At 29.6% G+C, this 24908-nt stretch carries 24 protein-coding genes; 3 read left to right on the top strand and 21 right to left on the bottom strand.

The annotated features are described in order from the left end of the window. Positions 1 to 193: 193 nt before the first annotated feature. The 3 genes from ACTG45_RS04505 to hflX all read right to left on the bottom strand — a co-directional run bounded on the left by ACTG45_RS04505 (position 194) and on the right by hflX (position 2691). A complete protein-coding gene (locus tag ACTG45_RS04505) occupies positions 194 to 637 on the bottom strand; it encodes an NUDIX domain-containing protein (RefSeq protein WP_003437525.1) in 444 nt (147 codons plus the stop codon). 85 nt (positions 638 to 722) lie between these two features. Further along, positions 723 to 1400, bottom strand: coding sequence for a HEAT repeat domain-containing protein (locus ACTG45_RS04500; protein WP_479918248.1), 678 nt, complete (start codon positions 1398 to 1400; stop codon positions 723 to 725). 7 nt (positions 1401 to 1407) lie between these two features. Then, positions 1408 to 2691, bottom strand: coding sequence for a GTPase HflX (gene hflX / locus ACTG45_RS04495; protein ID WP_479918247.1), 1284 nt, complete (start codon positions 2689 to 2691; stop codon positions 1408 to 1410). Positions 2692 to 2898: 207 nt separating this feature from the next. Here hflX and ACTG45_RS04490 point away from each other — a divergent pair, with 207 nt between their 5' ends. Next, on the top strand, positions 2899 to 3159 hold the full coding sequence (locus ACTG45_RS04490; RefSeq protein ID WP_003418451.1) for a cysteine-rich small domain-containing protein: 261 nt from the start codon (positions 2899 to 2901) through the stop codon (positions 3157 to 3159). A 91-nt stretch (positions 3160 to 3250) separates the two neighbouring features. Here the strand turns inward: ACTG45_RS04490 and ACTG45_RS04485 are convergent, their stop codons facing one another. From ACTG45_RS04485 to ACTG45_RS04465, 5 genes are all read right to left on the bottom strand, one after another. Continuing rightward, positions 3251 to 3892, bottom strand: coding sequence for a TIGR01906 family membrane protein (locus ACTG45_RS04485; protein ID WP_479919915.1), 642 nt, complete (start codon positions 3890 to 3892; stop codon positions 3251 to 3253). Positions 3893 to 3920: 28 nt separating this feature from the next. Then, on the bottom strand, positions 3921 to 5471 hold the full coding sequence (locus tag ACTG45_RS04480; protein ID WP_021383633.1) for an ABC-F family ATP-binding cassette domain-containing protein: 1551 nt from the start codon (positions 5469 to 5471) through the stop codon (positions 3921 to 3923). Positions 5472 to 5804: 333 nt separating this feature from the next. Continuing rightward, positions 5805 to 6611 (bottom strand): alpha/beta fold hydrolase, encoded by an 807-nt coding sequence (locus ACTG45_RS04475; RefSeq protein ID WP_479919914.1) that lies wholly within the window; start codon positions 6609 to 6611, stop codon positions 5805 to 5807. A 15-nt stretch (positions 6612 to 6626) separates the two neighbouring features. Beyond that, positions 6627 to 7250, bottom strand: a complete 624-nt coding sequence (locus tag ACTG45_RS04470) for a TetR/AcrR family transcriptional regulator (RefSeq protein WP_479919913.1) — start codon at positions 7248 to 7250, stop codon at positions 6627 to 6629. A 299-nt stretch (positions 7251 to 7549) separates the two neighbouring features. Continuing rightward, positions 7550 to 8434 carry an N-acetylmuramoyl-L-alanine amidase gene (locus tag ACTG45_RS04465; RefSeq protein ID WP_021383605.1) on the bottom strand — a complete coding sequence of 295 codons (885 nt, stop codon included), beginning with the start codon at positions 8432 to 8434 and terminating at the stop codon, positions 7550 to 7552. A 227-nt stretch (positions 8435 to 8661) separates the two neighbouring features. Here ACTG45_RS04465 and ACTG45_RS04460 point away from each other — a divergent pair, with 227 nt between their 5' ends. After that, positions 8662 to 9669, top strand: a complete 1008-nt coding sequence (locus ACTG45_RS04460) for a SpoIVB peptidase S55 domain-containing protein (protein ID WP_479919912.1) — start codon at positions 8662 to 8664, stop codon at positions 9667 to 9669. Positions 9670 to 9896: 227 nt separating this feature from the next. Here the strand turns inward: ACTG45_RS04460 and yunB are convergent, their stop codons facing one another. Beyond that, a complete protein-coding gene (gene yunB / locus ACTG45_RS04455) occupies positions 9897 to 10595 on the bottom strand; it encodes a sporulation protein YunB (RefSeq protein ID WP_021383616.1) in 699 nt (232 codons plus the stop codon). Positions 10596 to 10810: 215 nt separating this feature from the next. Between yunB and ACTG45_RS04450 the strand changes: the two genes are divergently transcribed. Continuing rightward, complete coding sequence (locus ACTG45_RS04450) at positions 10811 to 13498, top strand: transglycosylase domain-containing protein (protein ID WP_479919911.1); 2688 nt, start codon at positions 10811 to 10813, stop codon at positions 13496 to 13498. 165 nt (positions 13499 to 13663) lie between these two features. Here the strand turns inward: ACTG45_RS04450 and ACTG45_RS04445 are convergent, their stop codons facing one another. The 12 genes from ACTG45_RS04445 to ACTG45_RS04390 form a co-directional block, all read right to left on the bottom strand. After that, a complete protein-coding gene (locus tag ACTG45_RS04445; RefSeq protein ID WP_479919910.1) occupies positions 13664 to 14599 on the bottom strand; it encodes a DUF1177 domain-containing protein in 936 nt (311 codons plus the stop codon). Between the two features lie 27 nt (positions 14600 to 14626). Continuing rightward, positions 14627 to 15769: a M20 family metallopeptidase gene (locus ACTG45_RS04440; RefSeq protein WP_021383627.1), complete on the bottom strand. Its 1143-nt coding sequence runs from the start codon at positions 15767 to 15769 to the stop codon at positions 14627 to 14629. 14 nt (positions 15770 to 15783) lie between these two features. Continuing rightward, positions 15784 to 16248, bottom strand: a complete 465-nt coding sequence (locus ACTG45_RS04435; RefSeq protein ID WP_021383661.1) for a putative membrane protein — start codon at positions 16246 to 16248, stop codon at positions 15784 to 15786. 14 nt (positions 16249 to 16262) lie between these two features. Continuing rightward, the gene (locus ACTG45_RS04430) at positions 16263 to 17102 is read right to left on the bottom strand and encodes a DUF3100 domain-containing protein (RefSeq protein WP_479919909.1); all 840 of its coding nucleotides are present in this window, start codon (positions 17100 to 17102) and stop codon (positions 16263 to 16265) included. A 375-nt stretch (positions 17103 to 17477) separates the two neighbouring features. Beyond that, positions 17478 to 18494, bottom strand: coding sequence for a LacI family DNA-binding transcriptional regulator (locus ACTG45_RS04425; protein ID WP_021383596.1), 1017 nt, complete (start codon positions 18492 to 18494; stop codon positions 17478 to 17480). 181 nt (positions 18495 to 18675) lie between these two features. Continuing rightward, entirely contained in the window at positions 18676 to 19038 is a 363-nt protein-coding gene (gene spoVAE / locus ACTG45_RS04420) for a stage V sporulation protein AE (protein WP_021383580.1), read from the bottom strand. A gap of 12 nt (positions 19039 to 19050) precedes the next feature. Beyond that, positions 19051 to 20064, bottom strand: a complete 1014-nt coding sequence (spoVAD, locus tag ACTG45_RS04415; RefSeq protein WP_479919908.1) for a stage V sporulation protein AD — start codon at positions 20062 to 20064, stop codon at positions 19051 to 19053. Positions 20065 to 20219: 155 nt separating this feature from the next. Then, positions 20220 to 20657, bottom strand: a complete 438-nt coding sequence (gene spoVAC, locus ACTG45_RS04410; RefSeq protein ID WP_003418420.1) for a stage V sporulation protein AC — start codon at positions 20655 to 20657, stop codon at positions 20220 to 20222. A 272-nt stretch (positions 20658 to 20929) separates the two neighbouring features. Beyond that, a complete protein-coding gene (sigF, locus tag ACTG45_RS04405; RefSeq protein WP_021383657.1) occupies positions 20930 to 21694 on the bottom strand; it encodes an RNA polymerase sporulation sigma factor SigF in 765 nt (254 codons plus the stop codon). 22 nt (positions 21695 to 21716) lie between these two features. Next, positions 21717 to 22145 (bottom strand): anti-sigma F factor, encoded by a 429-nt coding sequence (gene spoIIAB / locus ACTG45_RS04400; protein WP_021383646.1) that lies wholly within the window; start codon positions 22143 to 22145, stop codon positions 21717 to 21719. Positions 22146 to 22158: 13 nt separating this feature from the next. Further along, positions 22159 to 22494: an anti-sigma F factor antagonist gene (spoIIAA, locus tag ACTG45_RS04395; RefSeq protein WP_021383577.1), complete on the bottom strand. Its 336-nt coding sequence runs from the start codon at positions 22492 to 22494 to the stop codon at positions 22159 to 22161. Positions 22495 to 22580: 86 nt separating this feature from the next. Continuing rightward, positions 22581 to 24668 carry a molybdopterin-dependent oxidoreductase gene (locus ACTG45_RS04390; RefSeq protein WP_479919907.1) on the bottom strand — a complete coding sequence of 696 codons (2088 nt, stop codon included), beginning with the start codon at positions 24666 to 24668 and terminating at the stop codon, positions 22581 to 22583. Between the last annotated feature and the right edge of the window lie 240 nt (positions 24669 to 24908).

The raw sequence follows: 24908 nt of genomic DNA, 5'->3' as shown, positions 1-24908 counted from the left end.
TAAAACAATTATATAATAAAATTGTATACTTTTTAATTTTTATTTCAAATATAAGTTACTAATTTTAGATATAAATCACTAAAAATTTAGATTTTTAAATCACAATCTAAATAAACTATATAATTTATGTTTAAAATATTTTCAATTAAAAAAGGAAGGGGCTACCCTTCCTCAGAATTCTCTAGATTCACTATTAATTTGCTGGAACATCATCGCCCTCTGAAACTAATTTCTTTAATTCTTTAAACTTTTTATAAGATACTTCTACTAAAGCTTGCTCTTTGTGATGTGACAACATTTCTAAAGCATCCTTAACTTTATAAAATCCACCTTCTTGGAATTCAGGAGCAAGTACACAATCAGTGTTACAAGCTTCCATAACATACCACATTATTGCATTACAAACTTCTTGTTGTCTACTTCTTGAGAAAAATTCATACATAGTGTCGCCAGCTACATCTATCATTTTAGCATCTATGCCAGTTTCTACTTTTACTCTTTGAACAGCACTCTCATATGGAAGTCCCCCTCCAAGTATCTTACCTTTTGGAAGTGTCCATTCACCTCTATCATTTTTTACAATAAGTACTTTATTAGCATAAAAAACTACTCCACCTGCACAACGTCTTACTATCATTTGAAACCCCTCCCATTAATTTATTTATTACCTTGTTAAACTCTAGAAATACATCATTAAGTAAACAAATTGCTTTAATAAAAAATTACTTTTTCAAATTTTTCGCATCTTCCAATGCTTTAATGGCTTCGTCATAAGCTCTAAGCACATACTCTTTTTCAAAATTCTTATTCTTGTCTTTCAACTGATGTAAAATCTTTAAACTGTTTTCATCTCCTAATTTTGAAAGAGCTTTTGCACAATACTGCCTAGTTTGTGCATTTTTATCGTAGAGACCTTTTTGTAATACTTCTCTACTAATTGGTGATTCAATCTTTCTTATTGCTGAATAAGTTATCCTTCTAATATCTGAGTGTCTGTGGTTTGTGAGCTGATGAAGTAATTTCAAGAATCTATCATCTTTTAGCTCACCTGTCGCCCAAATTAAAACAATTAAATCTTCAGCATTTTTTTCCACAAGGATTCTTTTGAAAACCTTTCTCTTAAAGTATACCATTTTTTCGTCATCTAAGCTATCCATAAAATCAAGTCTCTTGATTTTATCTAATTCTAAAAATTTATCCAAAATATCCTTAGATGCCTCAAAATCCTCTTTTTGCATTTCTTTTATTTTCAATTTTGCTTGTATAAGTTGCTCGCTTGCCTCAGTATTTGAAATATTTCTAATCTTACTAATTTGAGATACTGTTTTAGATTCTTTATAAAGAAGATAGGTTATAAAATAATCTTCAAGATTATCTATATTTTCCCAATTAATATCCATATTCAACCTATTTTTCTAATATGTACTCTCTATAGATATTAAAATCTTCTTCATCCAAGTTTACGTCTAATGCTATACCATTTTCCCCATACTCAAAATTCTCCACATTATATTTATCTTTTATTCTACTAAATATATCACCTCTCTCATAAGGTAACATCAAGCTTACCGAATAGGTATTTTCCATTAAAGCACTTTCTATCATATTTAATAGCTTATCCATATTTATGCCTTGTTTAGCAGAAATATACACAATATCTTCTTGACTTTTAGGATATATATCCAATTCTAGCTTATCGACCTTATTATATACAAGTATATGTTTTTTATCATTTACACCAAGTTCTTTTAACACACCTTCAGTTGTACTTTTTTGCAATTCATAACTAGTATTTGTTGCATCAATTACATGCAAAATTAAGTCTGCATATTGTACTTCTTCCAATGTTGCTTTAAATGCCTCTACTAAATCATGGGGAAGTTTGCTTACAAATCCAACAGTATCTACTACTAAAAATTCTTTTTTATTTGGCAAAAGTGCCTTTCTTAAAGTTACATCTAGAGTTGCAAAAAGCATATCTTTTACAAAAACTTCTTTTTCTTGTTCATAATCCTTGTGTGTCTTTATTAATTCGTTTAGTAGGGTAGATTTTCCTGCATTTGTATACCCAACAAGTGCTACAATCGGTATATTTGATTTTAAACGCTTAACTCTCTGTGTCTCTCTATTCTTTTTTACTTCTCTAAGTTCACGTCTTATGTCTGCTGCTTTATTAAGTATATGTCTTTTATCTATTTCTAGTTTTTGTTCTCCAGGACCTCTAGTTCCAATTCCTGCACCTGTTCTACTCATCTCACCACCCATTCCATAAAGTCGTGGTAATCTATATTTTAATTGTGCTAATTCAACCTGCAATTTTCCTTCTTTACTAAGTGCCCTTTGAGCAAATATATCTAGAATCAAGGTCGTTCTATCTATTACCTTTCTTCCAACAACATTTTCTATATTTCTGATTTGAGCACCAGATAATTCGTCATTGAAAATTACTAAAGTAGCATCCAATGAGTCACTATACGCTCTTATTTCTTCCACCTTGCCTTTTCCTATATAATAAGCTGCATCTATGGAGTGCTTATTTTGAATTAAGCTAGCCACAACCTCTGCACCAGCAGCTTTTGTTAATTCTTTTAATTCTTCCATGGATTCACTAGTGTCTATATCATCACTTTTTTTCACTATTGTTGTCAAATTCAGACCTACAAGAAGTGCTCTTTCTTGAATTTCTTTCACTTAATCACCTCATTTTTTGTTATAAAACATATTCTAATTACAAAATACATTTACATTATTTTTCTGTTGACTAATTATACCATTAATACTATGATTAATAGTACTATATTATCAACTATTAATAAAAATATTTAGTATAATTATATTATCACCAAAATCTTATATAGTTATAAAAGATTTAAATTTTATTTAATTTAGGAGGAAAATATGGGCGAAAATTATAAGTTTTTTAATCACAAAGATTGTGAATTTTTCCCTTGTCATAAAACTAATAAACCAGAGGAATTTAACTGTTTATTTTGCTATTGTCCTTTGTATGCTTTAGGAGAAAATTGTGGTGGAAACTTCAAGTATACAGATAAAGGTATCAAGGATTGCAGTAGTTGCATGCTACCTCATAAAAAAGATAATTATAATTATATTATGGGAAAATTTCAAGATTTAGTTAAAATTACTAGTAAAAAATAATTTTTCATTAGAAATAGCTATGCATAAATATTTATTAACTACTTTTAGTCTAAATATTATTACATAGCTATTTTTATTGTATACTTTTAATCTATCTTGTTTTTATTTTAGACGATTTGCATAACTTATATATTACAAGAAGCAATATGCTTACTAATAAAATCAACATTAAAATCATCACACCAGCATGAAAAAAGAACTCTTCTGGCAACATATTTATAACTGGGTCTAAATCTGGACTAAATATCCAATAATCGTTTCTAAATAATAATTTATGAAAAATAATAAATGATTTTTCAAAGTTCAATAAAACTGGAATGGCCAATAATAATGGCATAATTATAAGCGTTATTGATGTAGTTTTTAAAATTTTTATATTTTTATTTTTTGCATTCAATATAATTCCTACTAAAGATACTATCATTAGTACTTTAGCTAGTTTATTGATATTTTGAAATATATTTCTCACCTCTTCAAAATGTATCTTTCCTTCTGGAGAAGATTTTAATGTAGGCAACTTAAACTCAGACACATTCTTATTTAAATTATAATCAATCAGATAATCGTAGTTTAATTTTATATCATCTTTAGACAAACCAGACAAATCCGATATATTTAAATAATCAATGTCAAAATAATATAGTTGTTTAAACCCAACAGTAAAATTGATAACTCCTACGATTATAACCACACTTATACATGTTGAAAAAAGTATATTTAGAAACTTTTTCATGAAATCCCCCCAGTAATAAATTAAATCACTACACTATTTTAGTTGTAAAATCTTCTATATTCCATACATCATCAACAATGTCTGAATAGAATTCTGGTTCATGACATACCAAAAGAACTGTTCCCTTAAATTCTTTTATGGCTTTCTTCAATTCGTCTTTTGCTTCAACATCTAAGTGATTTGTAGGCTCATCTAGTACTAAGAAATTTATATTTTTTAGCATTACTTTACAAAGTCTAACCTTTGCAGCTTCTCCACCACTTAGCACTCTCATTTGACTAGTTATGTGTTCATTTGTAAGTCCACATTTTGCAAGAGCTTGTCTAACCTCAAAGTTTGTAAATCCTGGGAATTCACTCCAAATTTCATCCATAGGTGTGTTGCTATTTTCTCTTGAACTCTCTTGTTCAAAATATCCAACTTCCAGATAGTCACCTAACTTAACACTTCCTTCAAATGGTTTTATTATTCCAAGTAAAGTCTTTAATAAAGTAGATTTTCCAATACCATTCATTCCTTTTAAAGCTATCTTCTTCCCTCTTTCTAGATGGAAATTAAGTGGCTTTGTCAATGCTTCATCATATCCTAAAATTAAACTTTCTGTTTCAAAAATTATCTTACTTGCTGCTCTAGCATCTTTAAAAGAGAAAGTAGGCTTTATTTTTTCTTTTGGCCTTTCTAATATTTCCATCTTATCAAGTTGCTTTTGTCTACTGTTAGCCATTCCTCTAGTTGCTACTCTAGCCTTATTTCTAGCTACAAAGTCCTCTAGTCTCTTTCTTTCTTCAACTTGTTTGTCATAAGCTTGTTCTTCTTGACGTTTCTTTATATCGTTAAGTCTTACAAACTCATCATAGTTTCCTTTATATCTATTTAGTTCTCCATTTTCCATATGATATATTACATTACAAGTATTATTTATAAATTCAATATCATGAGAAACTAGGACAAAACTATTTTCATACTCTTGAAGATATCTAGTAAGCCATGTTATATGTTCTTCATCTAAATAGTTTGTAGGCTCATCCAATATAAGAATAGTTGGATTTTCAAGTAGAAGTTTAGTAAGAAGTACTTTCGTTCTCTGTCCCCCACTTAAGTCAGTTACATCTTTATCTAGACCAATCTCTCCAAGACCAAGACCATTTGCAACCTCTTGTATCTTCGCATCTATCATATAAAAACCACTATTTTCAAGTATAGTTTGTATTTCAGCTGTTTCTTCAAGAAGCTTACTCATCTCATCATCATCAGCTTCTCCCATCTTGTCGTACATAGCAATCATTTCTTGCTCTAAATCAAACATATGCTTAAAAGCTTCTCTAAGTACTTCTCTTATACTTTTACCTTTACTTAGTACTGTATGTTGGTCTAAGTAACCTACTGTAGCTCTTGAAGACCACTTTATATTTCCAGCATCTGGCATAAGCTTTTTTGTTATTATATTTAAAAAACTCGATTTTCCTTCTCCATTAGCGCCAACTAGTGCAATATGTTCACCTTTTCTAAGTCTAAAAGATACATTTTCTAATATTGTTCTTGCACCAAATCCGTGACTTACGTTTTCTACTACTAGCATTTTAACACCTCTCAAAAAAATTTTACACATTCTATACTATAATATATTCTTTTTAAACTTAAATCAAGTATTACCAATATTTTTAGTTATATTTACAGCAATTTAACTTAATGTAAATTTTATCATTATATTATTTATAATAAAAAGTAGTAGAAAAATCTATTCTAGTCAATCATGATTTTGAACAAGACACTTATTTATGAGGCATCTCTTTTCGTCTTTCGATGTAAGTTCTGAAAAAGTTGCCTTGCATAGTTGATGACGCTTTTTTCTCCCTGCTTTATTGTTACATACAGAACGGCATATCAACTCTATTTTCATAATACTTTATTTTTATTTTGATAAAAATGTTAAAACTCTATTATTAAAATCTTTTGCTTCCTCATATGCTGCATGCCCAAGACCTTTATATATAAACAATTCGTTGTCCTTAATTTTATCAGCTAATTCAAGCAAAGATGTCTCTCCAACAATTTTGTCGCTATTGCCCCCAATTATCAGAGTAGGACATACAATATTCTCCAACTCTACATATGCATCATGCTGAATACAAGAAGTCGCTTGTATGAGAAATCGACTAAAATCTTTAGGCTTACCTATTCTCCCAAGTAGATGGTAAAGTAAACGATATTTTCTTAAGTAGTTCTCTGAATAGGATTTTTCTGCTATATCAATCATTAGACCTTTGTAATTTTCTTGCTCTGCTAACTTAATCCAATTTTCAACCACTCCTTGAATATTTTCATTCTGCTTCGATAATGTAACAGCCAATACAAGTTTCTCAACTAAATCAGGGTAATCAATCGCAAGATATTGTGCTATCATTCCACCTTGAGAAATTCCTAAAACTTTAGCCTTATATATACCAAGTATTTTCATAGCTTCAGCTTGGTCTTTAGCCATATCTCTTGTAGAGTAGCCCTCTTTCAAATGATTTTTCCTGCTGAAAACATATACTTTGTAGTCTTTTGCATACATTCTGTATGTTATAGCCATAGTTACAGCCATTCTCTTAACTGTCTTTAATCCGTCTCCTAGACCGGGAAGCATGATTAAAATGTCACTTCCATTTCCAAAAGAGATATAGTCCATATCTGTATCATCAATACTGACACTTCCTTCTTTTGCTCTCCAAAACATAGCTGCCACCTCCTTTTATCTCAAAAGCCCAATTTTTAATATTTCCATGTAATCTGTTAGTCTCTTTATATACTCATTTTGTATATGTTCAAATGAATAATTATCAATTTCAACACTTCCTAAAAATTCTTCATTAAAACCTTTTAGAAACCACTTCAAAAGATTGATTGTTTTCTGCTTATCCCAACGTAGATTACTCAAATCAATATCTTCAAGTAGCTTGTAATACACATTTATCTCTTTGATTTTATATCGTTCCATAGTCTTTCGATAAATCACAGTATCATTTTTTTTGAAAGCTCCTATTACCAATTTTGCTTTTTCGAGATTATGAATATACCAAGTAAATTCTAAAATGGAATACTCGATTACTCTTTGAAATAACTCAGGTGGAAGGCTAGATGTCATTTTTTCTAGATTTTCAATAAGTTCTGCTGTAACAATATCAAGAATGAAGAAATACAATTCTTCTTTATTAGAAAAATATTTAAAAAGACTACCTTTACTGATGCCAGAGTTTTTAACCATTCTATTCGTGGAACTATTTGTGTAACCATATGTTGCAAATTCAGATGTTACCACATTAATGATTTTCATTTGTTTATCTTCATTAAGCTCAAAAAATAATTTTGTAGGCATAACCTGTTCTCCTCGCATAGTGACCACTCGGTCATTTTATTTGTTGAATAATAGTGACCATGTGGTCACTATTATTAGTATATCTATTAGCTTTATACTTGTCAATGGGATTCACAGAAAAGATACAAACAGCAACGCAAAATAATATTAGCTATTTTCATCAATACTATAATGTATGTACTTCACTTTGCGAGATACCTACAAAGACCTATAAGACTTTTTAGAGGCTTTTAATAAATAAAAAATAGAGATAAAAATCAGGAACATAATACCATCCCAACTTTTTCTCTATTTATACTTTATTTAAAATACTCATCTAATCCATCTGCTACACATTGCATCATTTTTCTTTGATACTCTGGATTTGACATCATTTGGTCTTCATTGTAGTTACTCATAAATCCCATTTCTACTAACACAGCTGGTACTTTTGACCAGTTAAATCCAGTCAAATCGCCTCTTTGAACGATTCCATTAATTTGTATTCCAGCTTGTTCCATATTCTGTTTAATAAATTCAGCACATTTATTACTATCTTCATATATAGGAGCTGTATATTTTCCATCCTTTTCAGGAATTAATATGGATGCACCAGTCTTTGAAGAATTATTTAAACTATCTGCATGTATTCTTACAACCATATCTGCATTTTTATCATTAGCAAGTATCGCTCTTTCTGAATTACTTATATTTATATCATGAGTCTCTCTAGTCATTATTACATTATAACCTTTAGATTCTAATATATGTTTTAAAACAAGAGATGCTTCTAAATTTAAAACATATTCTGGTTTTTTTGTGGCAATACCCTCTGTTCCTGAAGATACTCTCGCTTTTTGAGAGGAAGAACCTGGAGCTACTGGTTCTAGATTGCTATCTCCTTTTCCTTGATGTCCTGGGTCTATACAAATTAAAAACTTTTTATTTTTTTGAGTTTCGTTTTTATTATCTGATGATTTATTTTCTGATGACTTTTCTTTATTGCTTTTTGAATTTGATTTATCTTCATCTTTATCTTTTGTATTTTTATTTGAGTTTTTATCTTTATCTGCTTTTTCATTTGTAGTGTTTCCTGAACTAATCAAATTTGTAGTCTTGTAAAAATTGCTAACAGGATTTGATGTTCCTATAATTATAATTCCCATGGCAATTATACAAGTAACTAACAATCTATATTTTTTCATGTTTTGCTCCTTTCTAATGATATACAGTTATTATTTATTTTAACTTATATGAATATGTATCTATTTTATCATATACGCTCTTTATTTTATTTATTTTTATGAAAACTAAGGAGTTATTGCGTCAGTTTTCCAAGCATCAAAAACTAATTCTTGCACAACATAATACAGAAGCAGCGAGAAAACTTCAATTCTATTATTAAAATAATTTAATAAGAAAGAGGTGTTTTATGCAATTTAAAAATTTTTATTTTAAAGATAAAGCTTTAAATAAAAGAACCAACTTAGCTAAGTCTAAATTTACAATTGTTTTAACTTTTTTATTTTTATTATATTTTTTCTCAAATAATTTAATTTATGCACAAAATTTACAAAAAAGTGAACCTGAATATTTAATACCGATTGGAAACGTACTTCAAATCGATGCAGAACTAAAAAACATCATTGTTAGAAATCCTGGAGAAGCATCTCCACTTAGGTTAGGTGATGCAATAGTAAAGATAAATAATGCTGAAGTTGATGGATATAGCGACTTTGCAAACACATTAAATGCTTTACCAGAAGAAAAACCAGTATCTATTTTATTAAATAGAGGTGGTCAACTGATAACAATGAAAACTACTAAACACATATTAGAAAAAATTAGTTTTAATAACTTACTTTCTGGATTTGCTACTTTAACATATATTAATCCAGAAACATCAGAGTTTGGTGCTGTAGGTCACCCAATAAGTGTTGGTAATGCTAGAAAGATACTTATTAAATCAGGTTCAATTTCTACAACTAAACATCTTAATATAGAAAAATCTTATAAAGGTAGTGTTGGATGTATAAATGCAAAAAGAGAAAATATTATTGGTAGTTTTACAGACAATACTGATTTTGGAATAAGAGGTCAAATTAACAACTTTGATATTTCTAATTTAAAAAAATATAAAGTAGCTTCTTTAGATGAAGTTAAATTAGGAAAGGCTCAAATAATTCTACAAGATAATTGTAATGAATGTAAAAAATATAATATTGAAATTATAGATATAGAAAATCAAAAACATCCAGAAAGCAAAAGTTTTAAAATTAAAATTACAGATAAAAAACTTTTAGCTCAAACTGGTGGTATTGTACAAGGTATGAGTGGTACTCCAATAGTTCAGAATGATAAAATAATTGGAGCAGTATCTCATGCTATCGAAAATGACCCAGCTGTAGGCTATGCTGTATTTATTAAATGGATGTTGTAAATAATATAGTTTTAAATAATACAAATAAACAATAATTTAAATATTAAACAGATAATTAATAATATATTTGGTCTAAAGGTATCTCTACTTACCTTAAGAGACCAAATATATTAGATATTTTACATAGTATAAAATATAATTTTTATTGAAATTATATTAATATTATTTACAAAATTTTTATTTATAAACTACTTTTTCAAATTTATTTAAAAATATATAACTTTATATTACTTATTAGCATTTTTTCCAGTGTTAGGTAAAACATTTCCTAGATTTTTTTCTGGTATATTTACATAACTTTCTGGAACATCTCCTACTATTATAGTCTCACAAATAGGTATCTGTGCTTTAATTTGTTTTGTTGAAGTTATAAGTGGTATTACTACTTTAACTTGTGTTTGAGCTTCTAGATATATTCTGTGTCTTGTTTGATTTATACCAGACGACTCAAATTCTGTTTTAAAGTTTACTGATACTGTTCCTATAGGTTCAATAGAAACTTCAAGTCTAGGACCGTATTTGGCTAATATAGGACTTCCTAATGCTGTTCCTATAGGTATGTAAGAACTAGCTGTCTTAGCTTTTTTTAATTCATCTTGTATTTCTAAAGCTATTGCAGAGGCAATCTCATTCATCATTATAGTATTTGCTTGTATCATTGTTATTTTTCCATTATTATCAAGCTGTATATCCATTAAATCTTCATAATTTATTTTTCCTTCTACCATTTCAGCAACAGCTTTATTTATTGACCTATTTGCTAATTCAAGAGCTTTAGTTTCTGCCAATACTGTTATTGTTGGTCTTAAAGTTTTATCTATATATATAAAACTGCCTATAAATACAGACAAGAAAAGAATTAACAAAAAAATAGCTACAATTTTTCTAAATTCAGTTTTCTTTTTTCTATCTACTATTCTATTCAAAATTATCCCCTCCTATTTATTTATATGTAGCTTTAGCATAATTTTTATAATATTTGTCAAAAATAAATAAAATAAAAATATGGACTTTTTAATACATTATGTTTATACATATTTACAATGTACAGAATATTATAGCAAATTCATTTTTTCTATTAATTACAAAATTACTCCTATTTGTGTTATAATATTGCATTAAGTAAGGAGGTTAAAATCTTATGAATAACGATAATGATAAAAATGGAAATAAAATTAGAAGAAAAAAAGTTAGTTCCTCTAGTAATACAAACAAACCAATTAATAGAGGTTCATCTAACAAAACTCGTTCAACAAAAAACAAGAAAAAATCTAAAAAAAGCGATAAATTTAAAAAACTAAGAGTATTTGGGATAGTATTTTTAGTTTTACTAGTTGTTGGTACTGCTGGTACTGCTGGTTTAGTATTTGCATCACTAAGAGATGTTACTCCAGTTACAGAAGCCGTCTTGGATAAGCAAACAAACCAAACAACTACAATTAAATACGCTAATGGAAAAACATTATCTACAGCTCCAAGTGTAAATAAAAAGACACCTGTTCCATTAGATAAGATTTCAACACATCTTCAACATGCTGTAATTGCAATAGAAGATGAACGTTTTTATGAACATAAGGGTGTCGACATTAAAGGTTTATTTAGGTCAGTATTAAAGACCCTTACAGGTACTAAACAAGGTGGTAGTACTATTCCTATGCAGGTATCCAAAATGTTGTTAACAACTGAACAACAAACTCTGCCTCGTAAAATAAAGGATATTTACTATGCATATGAGATGAGTAAAACAGTAAGTAAAGATAAAATACTAGAAACTTATTTAAATAACTTTTTCGTTGGTAGAGGTCTAGCAGGTGCTGAGGCTGGTGCACGTGGTTATTTTGACAAGTCTGCCGCTGACCTTACTATAGCTGAGTCAGCACTTCTTGCTGGTTCAACTAAAAATCCATCAAAGTTTTCGGCCTATAAAACTTCTAAACTAGATGGAAGCGAAACTAAAGGTGATTTAGAAAATAAGTTATTATTTTTTGTTAACACAACTGATGATGATTTAGATGACCCTACAAAGGTAGACTTTGATATGATTGAAAAAATAAAGTCTTGGGAACTTATATCTAATGATACTTATAGACAATTAAAGGCAGGTACATTAGTTGTCAGAAAAGCTGTAAGTAACCCAGAAGCTAAAAAAAGACAAGAAGTTGTTCTAAAGAAAATGTTAGAATTAGGGTATATAAAGCAAAACGAATATGATGAAGCAATCAAAGCTAAAATAGAAATAAAATTACCTAAATCATCAGACAAAGTTTCTTCATCTGTAGAAGACCTTATTGAAAGCGAAGTTATAAATGCTTTAATGGAACAAGGACATACAAATGATGAAGCACAAAACTTATTCTACAATGGAGGTCTAATTGTAAATACAACTATAGACCCTAAAATGCAGGATGCTTTAGAAGAAGAATATGATAGAAATAGCAATTTCCCAGGACATATGGTTGGTCCTGATGGAGTTAGTCAACCGCAATCTGCAATGGTAATCTTAGATTATAAAAATGGTGAAATAAGGGCACTAGCTGGAGGAAGAAATATAAGTGGTAGAAAAACTTTAAACCGTGCTACTAACCCTCATCAGCCTGGTTCTGCTATAAAACCTCTAGCAATTTATACACCAGCTATTGATACTTTAAAACTTACACAAGCAACTTCTCTAAGTGATACCAGAGGAGGCTATAAGTTTGAAGAGAATACTAAGTGGAATCCAAGAACTACTACTGCTGGGCATGGTTCTATGAGTTTACGTAGAGCACTTGCTAAATCTTCAAATACAATAGCTGTCAAAACTGCTGAGATGCTTGGAGATTCTTATGATGAATGTATAGATATAATGATGGACTACTTAAAGAACTTTGGTATAACGACTGTAAAAAATAGTCAGTCAGGAGCAACTGATAGACAATTCCCATCATTAACACTAGGTGGTATGGCAAATGGTATTACTCCACTTCAAATGGCTGCTGCTTATGGTACATTGGCAAATCAAGGAGTTTATGTAGAACCATCAATTTTCACTACTATAACTACTTTTGATGGTCAATTATTAGTTAAAAATGCTCCTGAAGAACATAAAGTTGTAGAACCTGAAGTAGCTTATGTCGTTACAGACATGTTGGAAAGTGTAATTACTGAAGGTACTGGTAGCATAGCATCACTTTCAAATGGAATGCCTGTTGCAGGTAAAACAGGTACTACAAATAGTGCATATGATGCTTGGTTTGTTGGTTACACACCTTATTATGTTGGAGCAACTTATATTGGAGATGATGCTGGTAGAAAAGATGATTCTGGCAATACCATAAAGCGTAGAGAAGTTCCACATGGAAGTACTAGTACTGCAAAACTATGGGAAAAAGTTATGACAAAAATACATGCTAACTTAACAGTAACTGAATTTGAAGTTCCTAAAAACGTGTATTTTACAAAAATCAATTTAGAAGATGGAGGAAAGCAATCTTCTGGCTCTAAAGCAGCATTTATTGAAGGTACTGCTCCTACTAGAGTAAGCTCTCAACCATCATCTGAAGATACAAAGAAACCAGATAATAATCAACAAGATGAAAATGACAACAATAACAATAATTCAGGTGATAATGGTGGTGGCTCTACTCCTCCTAATAATAGTGGAAACAATAATGGTGGTGGCTCTACTACTCCTCCTGATAATGGTGGAAACAACAATGGTGGTGGCTCCACTCCTCCTGATAATGGTGGAAATAACAATGGTGGTGGCTCTACTCCTCCTGATAACGGCGGAAACAGTGATGGTGGCTCTACTGCTACTCCTGATGGTGGTGGCACTCCTGCAACTTAAGCTAACAAAAATTAAAATATAAATACAAAGAGTGTCTCATAGATGATTTTTTAAATTATCTATGAGACACTCTTTTTCTATAATTACATCATATTATTTATTCCTAGTTGTTTAAATATTCAAAACAGTTATATCATAAATTATATAAACCTAATATTATTCTAATTACTGTATACCAAATGTCTGAAATCTATTTAATTTACCATATCTTTTAATAAGCATTTCCCATTCTTCTTTATCATAAAACTCACACTTATTTCTGCCAAATAGCTTAGCCACTTCAATTGCAAATCTACCTGCTGAATCTAAATCAGCAAAATTAGTTGCACCTGTGGCACATCCAGCAACAGGCATCTCTGTAGTAATAGCTACTCCTACTACTGGTGCATCTATAGCAACTGCTGGCTGTAAAATACTATTTAAGTGATATAGATTATTTCCATATGGTGTTATATCTTGAATTGATAAAGGGAATACAAATGGAGCCTTTCCAGTAACAGTCTGCATAATATCCAAAAGATTATCACTAATTTTTAATATGTAACCTTCCTTAACAGTTGGTGATATTGCAAATCCTCTATTGTTGATTACTCTATTACCTTTGGTAGTATCTATTGAAAGTATTGCATCACAACTATTATCAACTTCATTTTCATTCATAGTCATCATATCTATTGGTGAATCCATAAAAGGTGTAGGATAATGCTCTCTAGTTGGTGCATCTGGACAAATATGAGTTGAGATTACAATATCACCATCTAATATATCTCCTTTTCGTTGCATATCCAACAGTCTTGCTGCAACTGCAATTGCTACTAATGCTCCATCACCATCTGATACAAAACCTGTTACTTCTGGTCTTGCTCCAATACCTCCTAATCTACCTAAAATTCCAAGAGTAGGGGCATCTCCACCATTTAGCTTTCCATTCTTACCAGGTATTGTAAGCTTAACTAAATCAGTTGAACCTTTACTTGAAGATAATTCTTTGACTGTTACATCTACTTCACCATAACTTTGTAAATAAGACTTTACTTCTTCTCCATTAGCATTTGCTTTATCTAAAATGTCATAAACCTCTATTACTTGTTTTAATATCATGTCTAATCTAATTTCCTTTCTTATATATTATTTACTATATAAAACATCTACTCCACACATTGCTAGCACCTTAATTGCTTTCATAAGTGCTATTTTACCTTCTTTACCACCAGCTGCAACAGCAAATTCATCAGTATGAGTTGCAGTGTCTTCTTTTAATTTAATATATGCTTGTATTGCAGGTATTTCATGAGTTAGATTTCCAGTATCAGTTGACCCAATACCTTGACTTAAATCTCTTTCAATATAGTCCTCACCTAACACTTCAAAATTACTTCTAACTATATTCACTAATTCTGAATCATTCTTAATTTCTTTGTATACTTCATCTAATTGAACTATTTCTACGCTAGTTCCAGTAGAAATTGCAGCTCCTTTAGCACAGTTTTTAAGCATATCACAAATCTCATTTAAGTACTCTATACTTAAAGCTCTTACATTAAATATTGCTGTAGATTTTTCAGGAATTATATTATGTATGCTACCTCCATCAGTTATAATTCCATGTACTCTTGCATAATCTTTAAGATGCAATCTCATACTATTTACACTGTTAAACAATGCTATTACTCCACTTAAGGCACTTTTTCCTTCCCAAGGATAGGCAGCTGCATGTGATGCCTTACCACTAAAGTCAAATTTTAAATTAACTTGAGCAAATGATATATCATCAGGCATTGAGGCATCACTTGGATGTAAAATTAATGCAGCATCTACATCTTTAAATACACCCTCTTTAATCATAGTTATTTTTCCGCCTACTCTTTCCTCTGCAGGTGTTCCAAAAACTTTTACAGTTCCTTCTATATTATGTTTTTCCATTATTTCTTTTAATATGATACCAGCACCAACAGAGCTTGTTCCTATAATATTATGACCACATGCATGTCCCATCCCTGGAAGGGCATCATATTCAGCTAAAAAAGCTACTGTTTTTCCAGTCCCATTTGAATAAATAGCCTCAAAAGATGTCTCCAATCCTCCTACACCTTTAGTTACATTAAATCCATTTTCTTCTAACAAATCACACAATGCTTTTTGTGACTTATATTCTTCAAATGCCAATTCTGGATTTGCAAATAAGTAATCAGATACATTTTCAAATGATGTCTTTTTTTCTTCAGATAATACCTTTATTTCCTCTTTGATTTTCACTTTTAATTCATTCATATTTACCTACCTCCTTAAAGCATTCCATTTAATCTTAAAACTGTTTGAGATATAAAAGCAGAACCAAAGTAAGTAGATGTCATAACTATAAATGATATAACCACTAACTTCCAGCTCAAAGTCTTTAATATATCCAATTGGTTACCTACAGAAATTCCTGCAAAAGCTAACAATGGTGTCACTGTAGACATAAAATTGATTTTTCCCACATTAGTTGCTATAATATCCCCCACTGGTGATATTGGAAGTGATAAAACGAATGCAACTAATGTAGCCCATGCAAAACCTGGCAAATTAGGTCTTTTAACAAAATTCTTGATTATAATAGCAACTATAACTAACAAGAAACCAAATATACTTCCTATTAATAAATCCTTAGCCTGAGTCTTAAGTGCTATCATTTGCCCAAAGCAAATAATAATATATATAAACAGTACTATTTTTATCTGTTCCATAATAGTCTTAAAAGTTTTTTCCATATAGACACCCTCCTTTATAAGTCATTACTTGTTTTTGTTTTTCTTCCTCTAAATCTTTCAATAATTGGAGCTACTTTACCATAATAATAATTGGCTACTGGCAAAGATAAAAATAACTCTATGTATATTCCAGTAACAGCTGTAATCAAACCACTAGTTGCTGAATATGCTAAAATCTGTTCCGACATCTGTGGAACCGTATTCATTAATGATGCTGTTGCAGCTCCCATCATTGAACCACTACCCATTCCTGATGCCATTGCTAAAGCATATGGATGAAATCCTAAAAGCACTCCTACTGGTGCTAAAAATGAGAATAATAATGTTCCAAATATACTACCACTTATGTAAGTTCCTAATGTACCTATACCTTCTGGTGAATTTAATCCATACTTATCTCCAATAATTCCTAGTGCTGTGTCACGACATAATGAAAAAGTACCTCCTAATGCACTTCTTCCAAGACCTAATGCAACTCCAACAGGTAATGCAATCAACATTGTACCCATATGACCAAATTCTTGTAATAAAAGTGCTGGCCCTGCTTGAAGTAATATACCAACTTTAGGACCTGCATTGATTCCAAACATTATTCCTAATGGATATAGTGTTAAAGATAGCAAATATGGAGATACATTTATTTCATTATCCCCTATAAACTTTTTTAGAGCTGGTATAACTCGTCCTAATAAATGAGGCGAAACAGCCATTCCTATAAAGATAGCCCATAGTATACTAAGTAAAGTTATATTAATGCCCATAACTTTAAATGAAATAGGACCGATTAATTCCGCCAATATTGTGATTATAAAGGCTGCTATTATGGCATTTCTAATCCCTGCTTTTTCTTTCATTTCTATACCTCCTTGTAATTTTTATAATTTTCTTATAATATAATTGTTAGTGATTTTATTATATAACCTATCATTGATAATGTATAATATATATTATTCATCATTTTTATATACTTTTAGTTATGAATCAAAATAAGGCATTACAAATTCATGATATAAAACACAAATAATTTATTAGATTACATTATATAGATAGTAAATTATTACCTAAGCTGACAAAATTATTTACTGATTTTATAAAAATTACCTAAATAAATAAAGGAGTACAATGTACTTATATACACTTACTCCTCTTAATCTCAATTCATATTATTTTTTAGATTAATTTATACAAAGTATAATACTTCTAATACATTTATTATACTTAAAAACTTACTACTTTATTCTTTTAACACTATTTCGTATTATTAACCTTGGATATAGTTTTCTTGGAATATGCTCTGTTCCCTTTTTATTTATTATATTTACTAAACTGTCTACTCCATTTTTTATAACTTGCTCTCTTGGGTCATCTATCGTTGATAAATGCGACCTAAAATATGATATTAATTCAATATTATTATATCCTATTATAGAAATATCTTCTGGTACATTTATACCATAAGTAGTTTTTAATTCTTGTATTATAGAAATTGCTGGTACATCTTGCTGTACAAATATGGCTGATGCTTTTTTTATTTTATCGATATGTTTTTCTAACAACTCAACTTGAGACTCAAAATCCATTTTAGATTCAATAACCTCAGTCTTTAAATTTGCCTCTTCCATAGCATTCAAATATCCCTTGGTTCTATCTTCATGCATTTTTGAGCTCTTATCATCTGAAGTTACTGTTATTATATCTTTATGACCATGGTCAATTAAATGCTTAGTAGCTATATAACCACCATACACATTATCATCCCAAAAGAAATTGTCTACTTCTCCTACAAAAGATGGTTTAAAATATATAAATACATGTGGAAAATTATTATCTTTTAAAAATTCATACTCTTCTTTTTTTATTGATTGAGACACAATTACTAATCCATCTACCATTTGTCCATTAACCATTTTATATACATTACTGTCACCACTAATGTTATTATTAGGTTGTATTATAAAATCGTATTTATTAGTCTCAATAGAATTTATAGAACTGTCCATTATATCACTAAAAAACTTTCTAGTATCTTGGTGATTAAAATTATTTGAAAAGATTACCCCGATTCTGCCTGTTTCTTTTTTGGCCAGATTTCTTGCATTTACATTAAAATGGAACCCTAGTCTATTAGCCTCTTCTACTACCTTCTTTTTTGTTTTTTCAGATACATTAGGATTATTATTTAAGCACCTAGAAACGGTTGAATAACTGATACCTAGATTCCTTGCAATATCTTTAATAGTTACCATCTTTATCCCCTACTTCACTTCATTTTATTTTGATAATATAATACTACACTATGTTGTAAATAATTGTCAACTTCAATTATGTAAACGCTTCTTTATATAAAAAATAGACAGAATCTAAAAGATATCTGCCTATTTTATAAAAAGTTATTATTTTAAAATTTATTATTCTCTTAAGTAATATTTATGGTTTCGCTTTTGGTGTAAACACTACTGACATAAGATATCCAAAGAATATAGCAGCTGCTATTCCACCAGCTGTAGCAGTTGTACCACCTAAAAAGATACCTAAAAAACCATCACTTTGAATTGATTTTATTACCCCTGTAGCAAGTGAATATCCAAATCCTATTATAGGAACTGTTGCACCTGCTGCTGCAAACTTAACCAATGGTTCATAAAGACCTAGAAAAGTTAAAACTACACCAGTTGTTACATATGTTACCATAACATATGGAGTTTGCATTTTAAAATAATCCATCATTACTTGGGCTATTAAACATATAATTCCACCTACAATAAATACTCTTACATAGTCCATTAACATATATATCACTTCCTACTCATTTACTATTACTACTGCATGTGCAACACATGGTATTGTCTGCTTTTGTAGTGTACTTGTTGGTGATAGTAATGCTCCTGTTGATACAAGCATTACTTTATTAAATTCTTTTTTTCTCAACTTCTCATATATATATCCTGCAAATACTGTAGCTGAACATCCACATCCACTTCCACCACAATGGACATCTTGTTCTTTAAGATTAAACATTTCTATACCACAGTCAGTGTAACATTTTGATATATCTACACCTTTTTCTTTCAAAAAGTCTTCTGTTATCTGTTTTCCAAGAGTACCTAAATCCCCAGTTGAAATTATATCAAAGCTATTTGGGTCATCATTAGTATCTTCAAAATAAGAATATATTGTATCTATTGCTGCTGGAGCCATAGCTGGTCCCATATTATTACCATCATCAATACCTTCATCTATTACTTTACCAACTGTAACGTATTTTACCTTAGGACCATCTCCATTAGGAGCTAATAATACACTTCCTGCTCCTGTAACTGTCCATTGAGCTGTCATTGGCTTTTGATTTCCAAGCTCTAGAGGAAATCTAAACTGTCTTTCTGCTGTACAATAATGACTTGATGTACCTGATAGTACTAAATCTGCAAAACCACCATCTATAAGCATAGAACCTATACAAAGACCTTCTGCCATTGTAGAACAAGCTCCATATATACCTAAAAATGGAATTGCTAATTCCCTTGCTGCGAATGATGCTGGGACTATTTGATTTATTAAATCTCCACCTAACATATAATTTACATCCGTTAGTTTTTTCCCTGCCTTTTGTATAGCTTTCTGAGATGCAGTCTCTACCATCTTACTTTCAGCTAATTCCCAAGTTTTTTCACCATACAAATCATCAGTCATAATCATATCAAAATAGTCCTTTAGCGGTCCTTCACCTTCTTTAGAGCCTACTATAGTTCCAGTTGATATTATTGTTGGTTTATTTTCTAATTTTACTGTTCTTTTTCCAATTCTTTTATTTTTCATATTTTCACACCTTTTTAATTTTGCATTTTAATATTTAATTTTTTAATATCAATTGAAATCTTCATAACTATTTTCTAACTAACAAGCTTCATAGTTAATTTTCAACTTTCATAGCTATTTTGCAATTAATAGAGTTTAAATTAAATAAAAACCATCTAAAACATCTTAAAGATATAATAAATAATCCCACATAAAATAGAAGAACCTATCCCATAAACTAGAACTGGCCCTGCAATTTTAAATAAGTTTGCACCTACACCTAATACATAACCTTCTCTTTTATATTCCATTGCTGGAGATACTATTGAGTTTGCAAAACCTGTTATTGGAATTATAGAACCAGCTCCAGCCCTTTTTCCTATTAGGTCATAAACTCCTAACCCAGTTAAAAATGCCCCTATAAATATTAGTGTTATTGATGTTGCAGAACTAGCACCTAATTTATCAAGACCTCCAACTTTCATGTATAAATCATTTATTGCTTGCCCTATCATACAAATAATTCCACCTACAATAAATGCAAGCGTATAGTTTTTTAAATATGTAGGTTTTGGGCTTATTTGGTCTACATATTTTTTATAATTTTTATCCATACTAAACACCTCTCTAAAGTATTATTTGTTAATTTTAAAAAAATAAACCTATTATTTATTTTGACAGCTTAAAGTTTCATCAAAAAATAAAAAAGATGCCTAATAAAGAAAATAATTTATTTTCTTTCATAAAGACACCTTATTTTTTAATATTTTTTATTGTAATTTAGAAACTTTTAATAATAGTTTAAAAGTTTAATATAACAATCTATTACAGTTTATTTTAGTAATATTCTTATTATATTTTATGGTTTTATATATCATAAATATTCTCATGATATATATTCTTTTAATTTAGACAACACCTTTTTCTCTATCCTAGACACTTGAACCTGTGATATATTAAGCATTTCTCCTATTTCACTTTGAGTCATATCTTCAAAATATCTGAGAACTATTATTTGACGTTCTCTCTTATCTAATTTTCCAAGTATGTCTTTTAATAGTATGTTATCTACTACTTTTTCTTCCTCACTTTCTCCTTTCATGCTTATTTTATCAATAAGACATATTGGAGAACCTTCCTCTTCATGAATAACACCTTGCAAATATTCAACGTTGAAATTAGCTTCCATAGCCATTACTAAATCTTCTTTTTCTACATCAATTGCTTTAGACAATTCTTCTATACTCGGTTCTCTACCCAACTTTTTGGTCAATGATTCACTTTCCATCTTAGCCTTTATAGCTATTTGCTTTAATGACCTTGATACTTTTATCATACCATCATCTCTTAAGTACCTCTTTATTTCACCTAAAATCATAGGTACCGCATAAGTAGAGAATTTTACATTAAATTTTGGGTCAAATTTATATATTGATTTTATTAAGCCTATAGAACCTAACTGAAATAAATCCTCTCTATCATATCCTATATTTAAAAATCTAGATACAACGCTCCTAACTAGACCTAAATTGCTTGATATTAATATTTCTTTTGCCTCTTCATCTCCATTTTGAACTTTGTCAATAAGTTCTAGAGTCTCCTCATGACTAAGAAGAGGTTTTTTTTCTTCTCTGGCAACAGTTACTTCCATAATAAAACCTCACTTTTGGACTTTATTTAGGCACATTTATTTTTTTAGTCATTTCAATTCTAGTACCATTATCTTTTACAGAACTTACCTCTACATCGTCCATAAAGCTTTTCATTACTGTGAATCCCATTCCTGATCTATCAAGTTCTGGTTTTGATGTATAAAGTGGTTCCATTGCCTTCTCCACATTTTCTATTCCATACCCTTCATCTTCAACTATAATTTTTATAATATTTCCTTCTATCTCACATCTTAAAAAAACAAACTTAGAACTATCTTCTTCATATCCATGTATTATAGCATTTGTAACAGCCTCAGAGACAGCAGTTTTTATATCCACTAATTCATCTACTGTTGGGTCTAATTTAGCTGCAAAGGATGCTACTATAACTCTTGCTAAACTTTCATTTTCAGATATTGCCGAAAATTTAACTTCCATAATATTATTCATCACATACTCCTCCCTACAAAGAACTTAGAGCTTCTTCATACGTATCATAAATGCCAATAATTTTATTTAACCCAGATAAATCAAAAATTTTCTTAACTCGTGAACCTATATTAATTACTGAAACTCGTCCCCCTTCATTAGAAATCTTTTTATATCTACCTATGATGACACCTATACCTGAAGAATCCATAAAATTAATATTTTCAAAATTAAATACAACATTTCTAACTTGATTTACACTTAATAAGTTATCTATTTCTTCCCTTATTTCATTGGCTACATGGTGGTCTAGTTCTGAGCACATAAATTCTATGTATAGATTCTTATGTTCTAAGGAATAATTTACCATCAAAATCCCTCCTTCAATAGTTTTGTAAAAATAGTAACTTTTAATCAATTCTATAATTCTATTTTTATTCCTTCAATGAAATTTAACTAGTTTTGTCGTATTATTTCTACCATGCTTTCATTATATGTTACCTGACCACCAAAGTCTGATATACCAGAGTCTGTCAAACTGTTTGGATTCCCATGTTTCTTCCACCAACCAACATACATTTTTACTATATAATTACCTACTCCATCATCTATATTTATTTGTACATCTATTTTTGCTTTTTTTGAGTTTAAAGTCACAATATCTCTATCCTTAATGCCTAATTGTTTAGCCATACTTTTATTTATATATGCTTGCGATATAGAAGTCTTGTCCATAAAGTGTTGACTAAACAAAGTATCTGCATGATGATTAGTCAATAATCTAAAATAAGTATTTTCATTTTTTTCTTTTATATTTTTAGATTTATGACTCATATACACAGGTATTGGGCTTATTCCTAAGCTTTTTATTCGTTCTGAATAAAGCTCATACTTTCCAGATGGAGTTTCAAATCTCTTATCTTCCCAAGCAACAGGTCTATGTATGGTAAAGTAACTGTTTTTAAGTTTTTCTATATCTATATTTTTATCGAATTGTTTGAGTGGTTCAATCACTTTCTCTAGATATTCTCTTTTTTTCACAAATGGATACTCTTTAAGTTCCATCTTTTTAGCTAACTCCATAAAGAAATAGTATTCATCCATCAGCTTATGTTTTGGCTTTACTGCCCTTTCATTATAAGTTATATATGGATTAGTCATTGAACTATAGATTATATCTTCACTTTCTAGTGTATTTGTACAAGGTATAAACAAGTCACATAACGTAGCTGTATCAGTCATAAACATGTCAAAGCATACTTTAAATTCAATCTTTGAAAACACTCTTTCTAATTCTACTAAATCTGGCAATTGATTTAACATATTACTTTTAGTTATAACAGCCATCTTTATAGGAATATTAGCTTTTATTGATTTACTCGACGAGTAATTTAATTCATTCGATATACAATTTGCTTTATATTGTGTATCATCAAGACCCTTAGATGTATCTTTTAAAGATTCTTCTATAAACTTACTAATGTTACTTACATAAAATTCTCTATCTTCTCCATATGATTGGCTATTATAAGGGTCAGAGTTTATAATGTTTGGATAAACCTTATTTGCATAGTTTATACCTCCACCACTAAAACCTATTTGACCTGTTATAGCTCCTAAAGCATCTATGGCTCTTATTGTATTTCCTCCATTTTTATATTTCTGAAGTCCATACCCAAGGTTTATAGTTGAATATTTGTTGGTATATAAATCAACTAGCTCTCTTATCTCATTCTCTTTAACTCCACATTCATTAATTAAAAAGCTTAATTCCAATGAATGTAAATATTTTTTGTACTCCTCAAAACCAATAACGTATGAGTTTATATATTCTTCATCGTATAATTTATCTTCTACTATAACTTTTGCCATAGCTATAGCTAAAGCTCCATCTGTTCCAGGATTTACTTTTATGTATTTATCTGCTATTTGAGCTGTTTTTGTATATATGGGGTCAATTACTACTATCTGTATTCCTTTATCTTTAACCTTTTTAATTATTTGCATAGTATGAATTGTAGTATATGCTGGATTTTTTCCCCATACAAATATGCTTTTACTATTTAACATATCTTCTATAGCGTGACTTTTAGCTTCTCCAAAATCATACTTTTGAGCATGCATTCCTGCACTCCAACATGGACCACCCTTGTGCCTACTAACTCCTCCATAAAAATTAAAAAATATATCTCCTATGTATTTTAGTACAGACCCACTTCCATATTGGTCATAATGCATAACAGACTTTGATGTGTACTTTTCTTTATAGTCTATAAGCTTTTCTGACATTATTTCTATAGCTTTATCAAAAGAAATTTCCTTCCATACTCCATTAACTTTAAGCATTGGTGTCTCTATCCTCTCTTTATGATTTAGTCTATCTAAATGAGCCAGTCCTTTTTTACATATAAATCCTTTTGTGTAAGGATGGTTTTTATCTCCTTCAATTTTTATTATGTTATTTCCTTTAATATAAACATTAAATTTACAACAATCATGGCAATCTAGTGTACATCCATGACTTAATTTCTTTACTATATCCATAAAATATCCTTCTTTCCTTATTAAAAACTATCCTATTTCCTATAATTTATTAAATTGTATATACTCAAAACTACTTTTATATGAAACATAAATACATTTTATCAAATTAAATTTAAAAATACTTCATAAATATAATATTATTGTAAAATTCTCTTTTAAAAACTTACTATCTTATAATTTTGATTGCATACTATAGTTGTTAAATATAAAAATAACCTCTCAATTAATATATCTTTGATA

The organism is Clostridioides sp. LIBA-7602 (assembly GCF_056688945.1).
Note: the sequence above shows the minus strand (reverse complement) of the source record. Positions and strands in the feature narration are given on the sequence as shown.

Coding starts and splice junctions, on each gene's coding strand:
- ACTG45_RS04505 (WP_003437525.1), bottom strand. CDS start 637: ATGATAGTAAGACGTTGTGCAGGTGGAGTAGTTTTTTATGCTAATAAA.
- ACTG45_RS04500 (WP_479918248.1), bottom strand. CDS start 1,400: ATGGATATTAATTGGGAAAATATAGATAATCTTGAAGATTATTTTATA.
- ACTG45_RS04490 (WP_003418451.1), top strand. CDS start 2,899: ATGGGCGAAAATTATAAGTTTTTTAATCACAAAGATTGTGAATTTTTC.
- ACTG45_RS04485 (WP_479919915.1), bottom strand. CDS start 3,892: ATGAAAAAGTTTCTAAATATACTTTTTTCAACATGTATAAGTGTGGTT.
- ACTG45_RS04480 (WP_021383633.1), bottom strand. CDS start 5,471: ATGCTAGTAGTAGAAAACGTAAGTCACGGATTTGGTGCAAGAACAATA.
- ACTG45_RS04475 (WP_479919914.1), bottom strand. CDS start 6,611: ATGTTTTGGAGAGCAAAAGAAGGAAGTGTCAGTATTGATGATACAGAT.
- ACTG45_RS04470 (WP_479919913.1), bottom strand. CDS start 7,250: ATGCCTACAAAATTATTTTTTGAGCTTAATGAAGATAAACAAATGAAA.
- ACTG45_RS04465 (WP_021383605.1), bottom strand. CDS start 8,434: ATGAAAAAATATAGATTGTTAGTTACTTGTATAATTGCCATGGGAATT.
- ACTG45_RS04460 (WP_479919912.1), top strand. CDS start 8,662: ATGCAATTTAAAAATTTTTATTTTAAAGATAAAGCTTTAAATAAAAGA.
- ACTG45_RS04450 (WP_479919911.1), top strand. CDS start 10,811: ATGAATAACGATAATGATAAAAATGGAAATAAAATTAGAAGAAAAAAA.
- ACTG45_RS04445 (WP_479919910.1), bottom strand. CDS start 14,599: ATGATATTAAAACAAGTAATAGAGGTTTATGACATTTTAGATAAAGCA.
- ACTG45_RS04440 (WP_021383627.1), bottom strand. CDS start 15,769: ATGAATGAATTAAAAGTGAAAATCAAAGAGGAAATAAAGGTATTATCT.
- ACTG45_RS04435 (WP_021383661.1), bottom strand. CDS start 16,248: ATGGAAAAAACTTTTAAGACTATTATGGAACAGATAAAAATAGTACTG.
- ACTG45_RS04430 (WP_479919909.1), bottom strand. CDS start 17,102: ATGAAAGAAAAAGCAGGGATTAGAAATGCCATAATAGCAGCCTTTATA.
- ACTG45_RS04425 (WP_021383596.1), bottom strand. CDS start 18,494: ATGGTAACTATTAAAGATATTGCAAGGAATCTAGGTATCAGTTATTCA.
- spoVAE (WP_021383580.1), bottom strand. CDS start 19,038: ATGTTAATGGACTATGTAAGAGTATTTATTGTAGGTGGAATTATATGT.
- spoVAD (WP_479919908.1), bottom strand. CDS start 20,064: ATGAAAAATAAAAGAATTGGAAAAAGAACAGTAAAATTAGAAAATAAA.
- spoVAC (WP_003418420.1), bottom strand. CDS start 20,657: ATGGATAAAAATTATAAAAAATATGTAGACCAAATAAGCCCAAAACCT.
- sigF (WP_021383657.1), bottom strand. CDS start 21,694: ATGGAAGTAACTGTTGCCAGAGAAGAAAAAAAACCTCTTCTTAGTCAT.
- spoIIAB (WP_021383646.1), bottom strand. CDS start 22,145: ATGAATAATATTATGGAAGTTAAATTTTCGGCAATATCTGAAAATGAA.
- spoIIAA (WP_021383577.1), bottom strand. CDS start 22,494: ATGGTAAATTATTCCTTAGAACATAAGAATCTATACATAGAATTTATG.
- ACTG45_RS04390 (WP_479919907.1), bottom strand. CDS start 24,668: ATGGATATAGTAAAGAAATTAAGTCATGGATGTACACTAGATTGCCAT.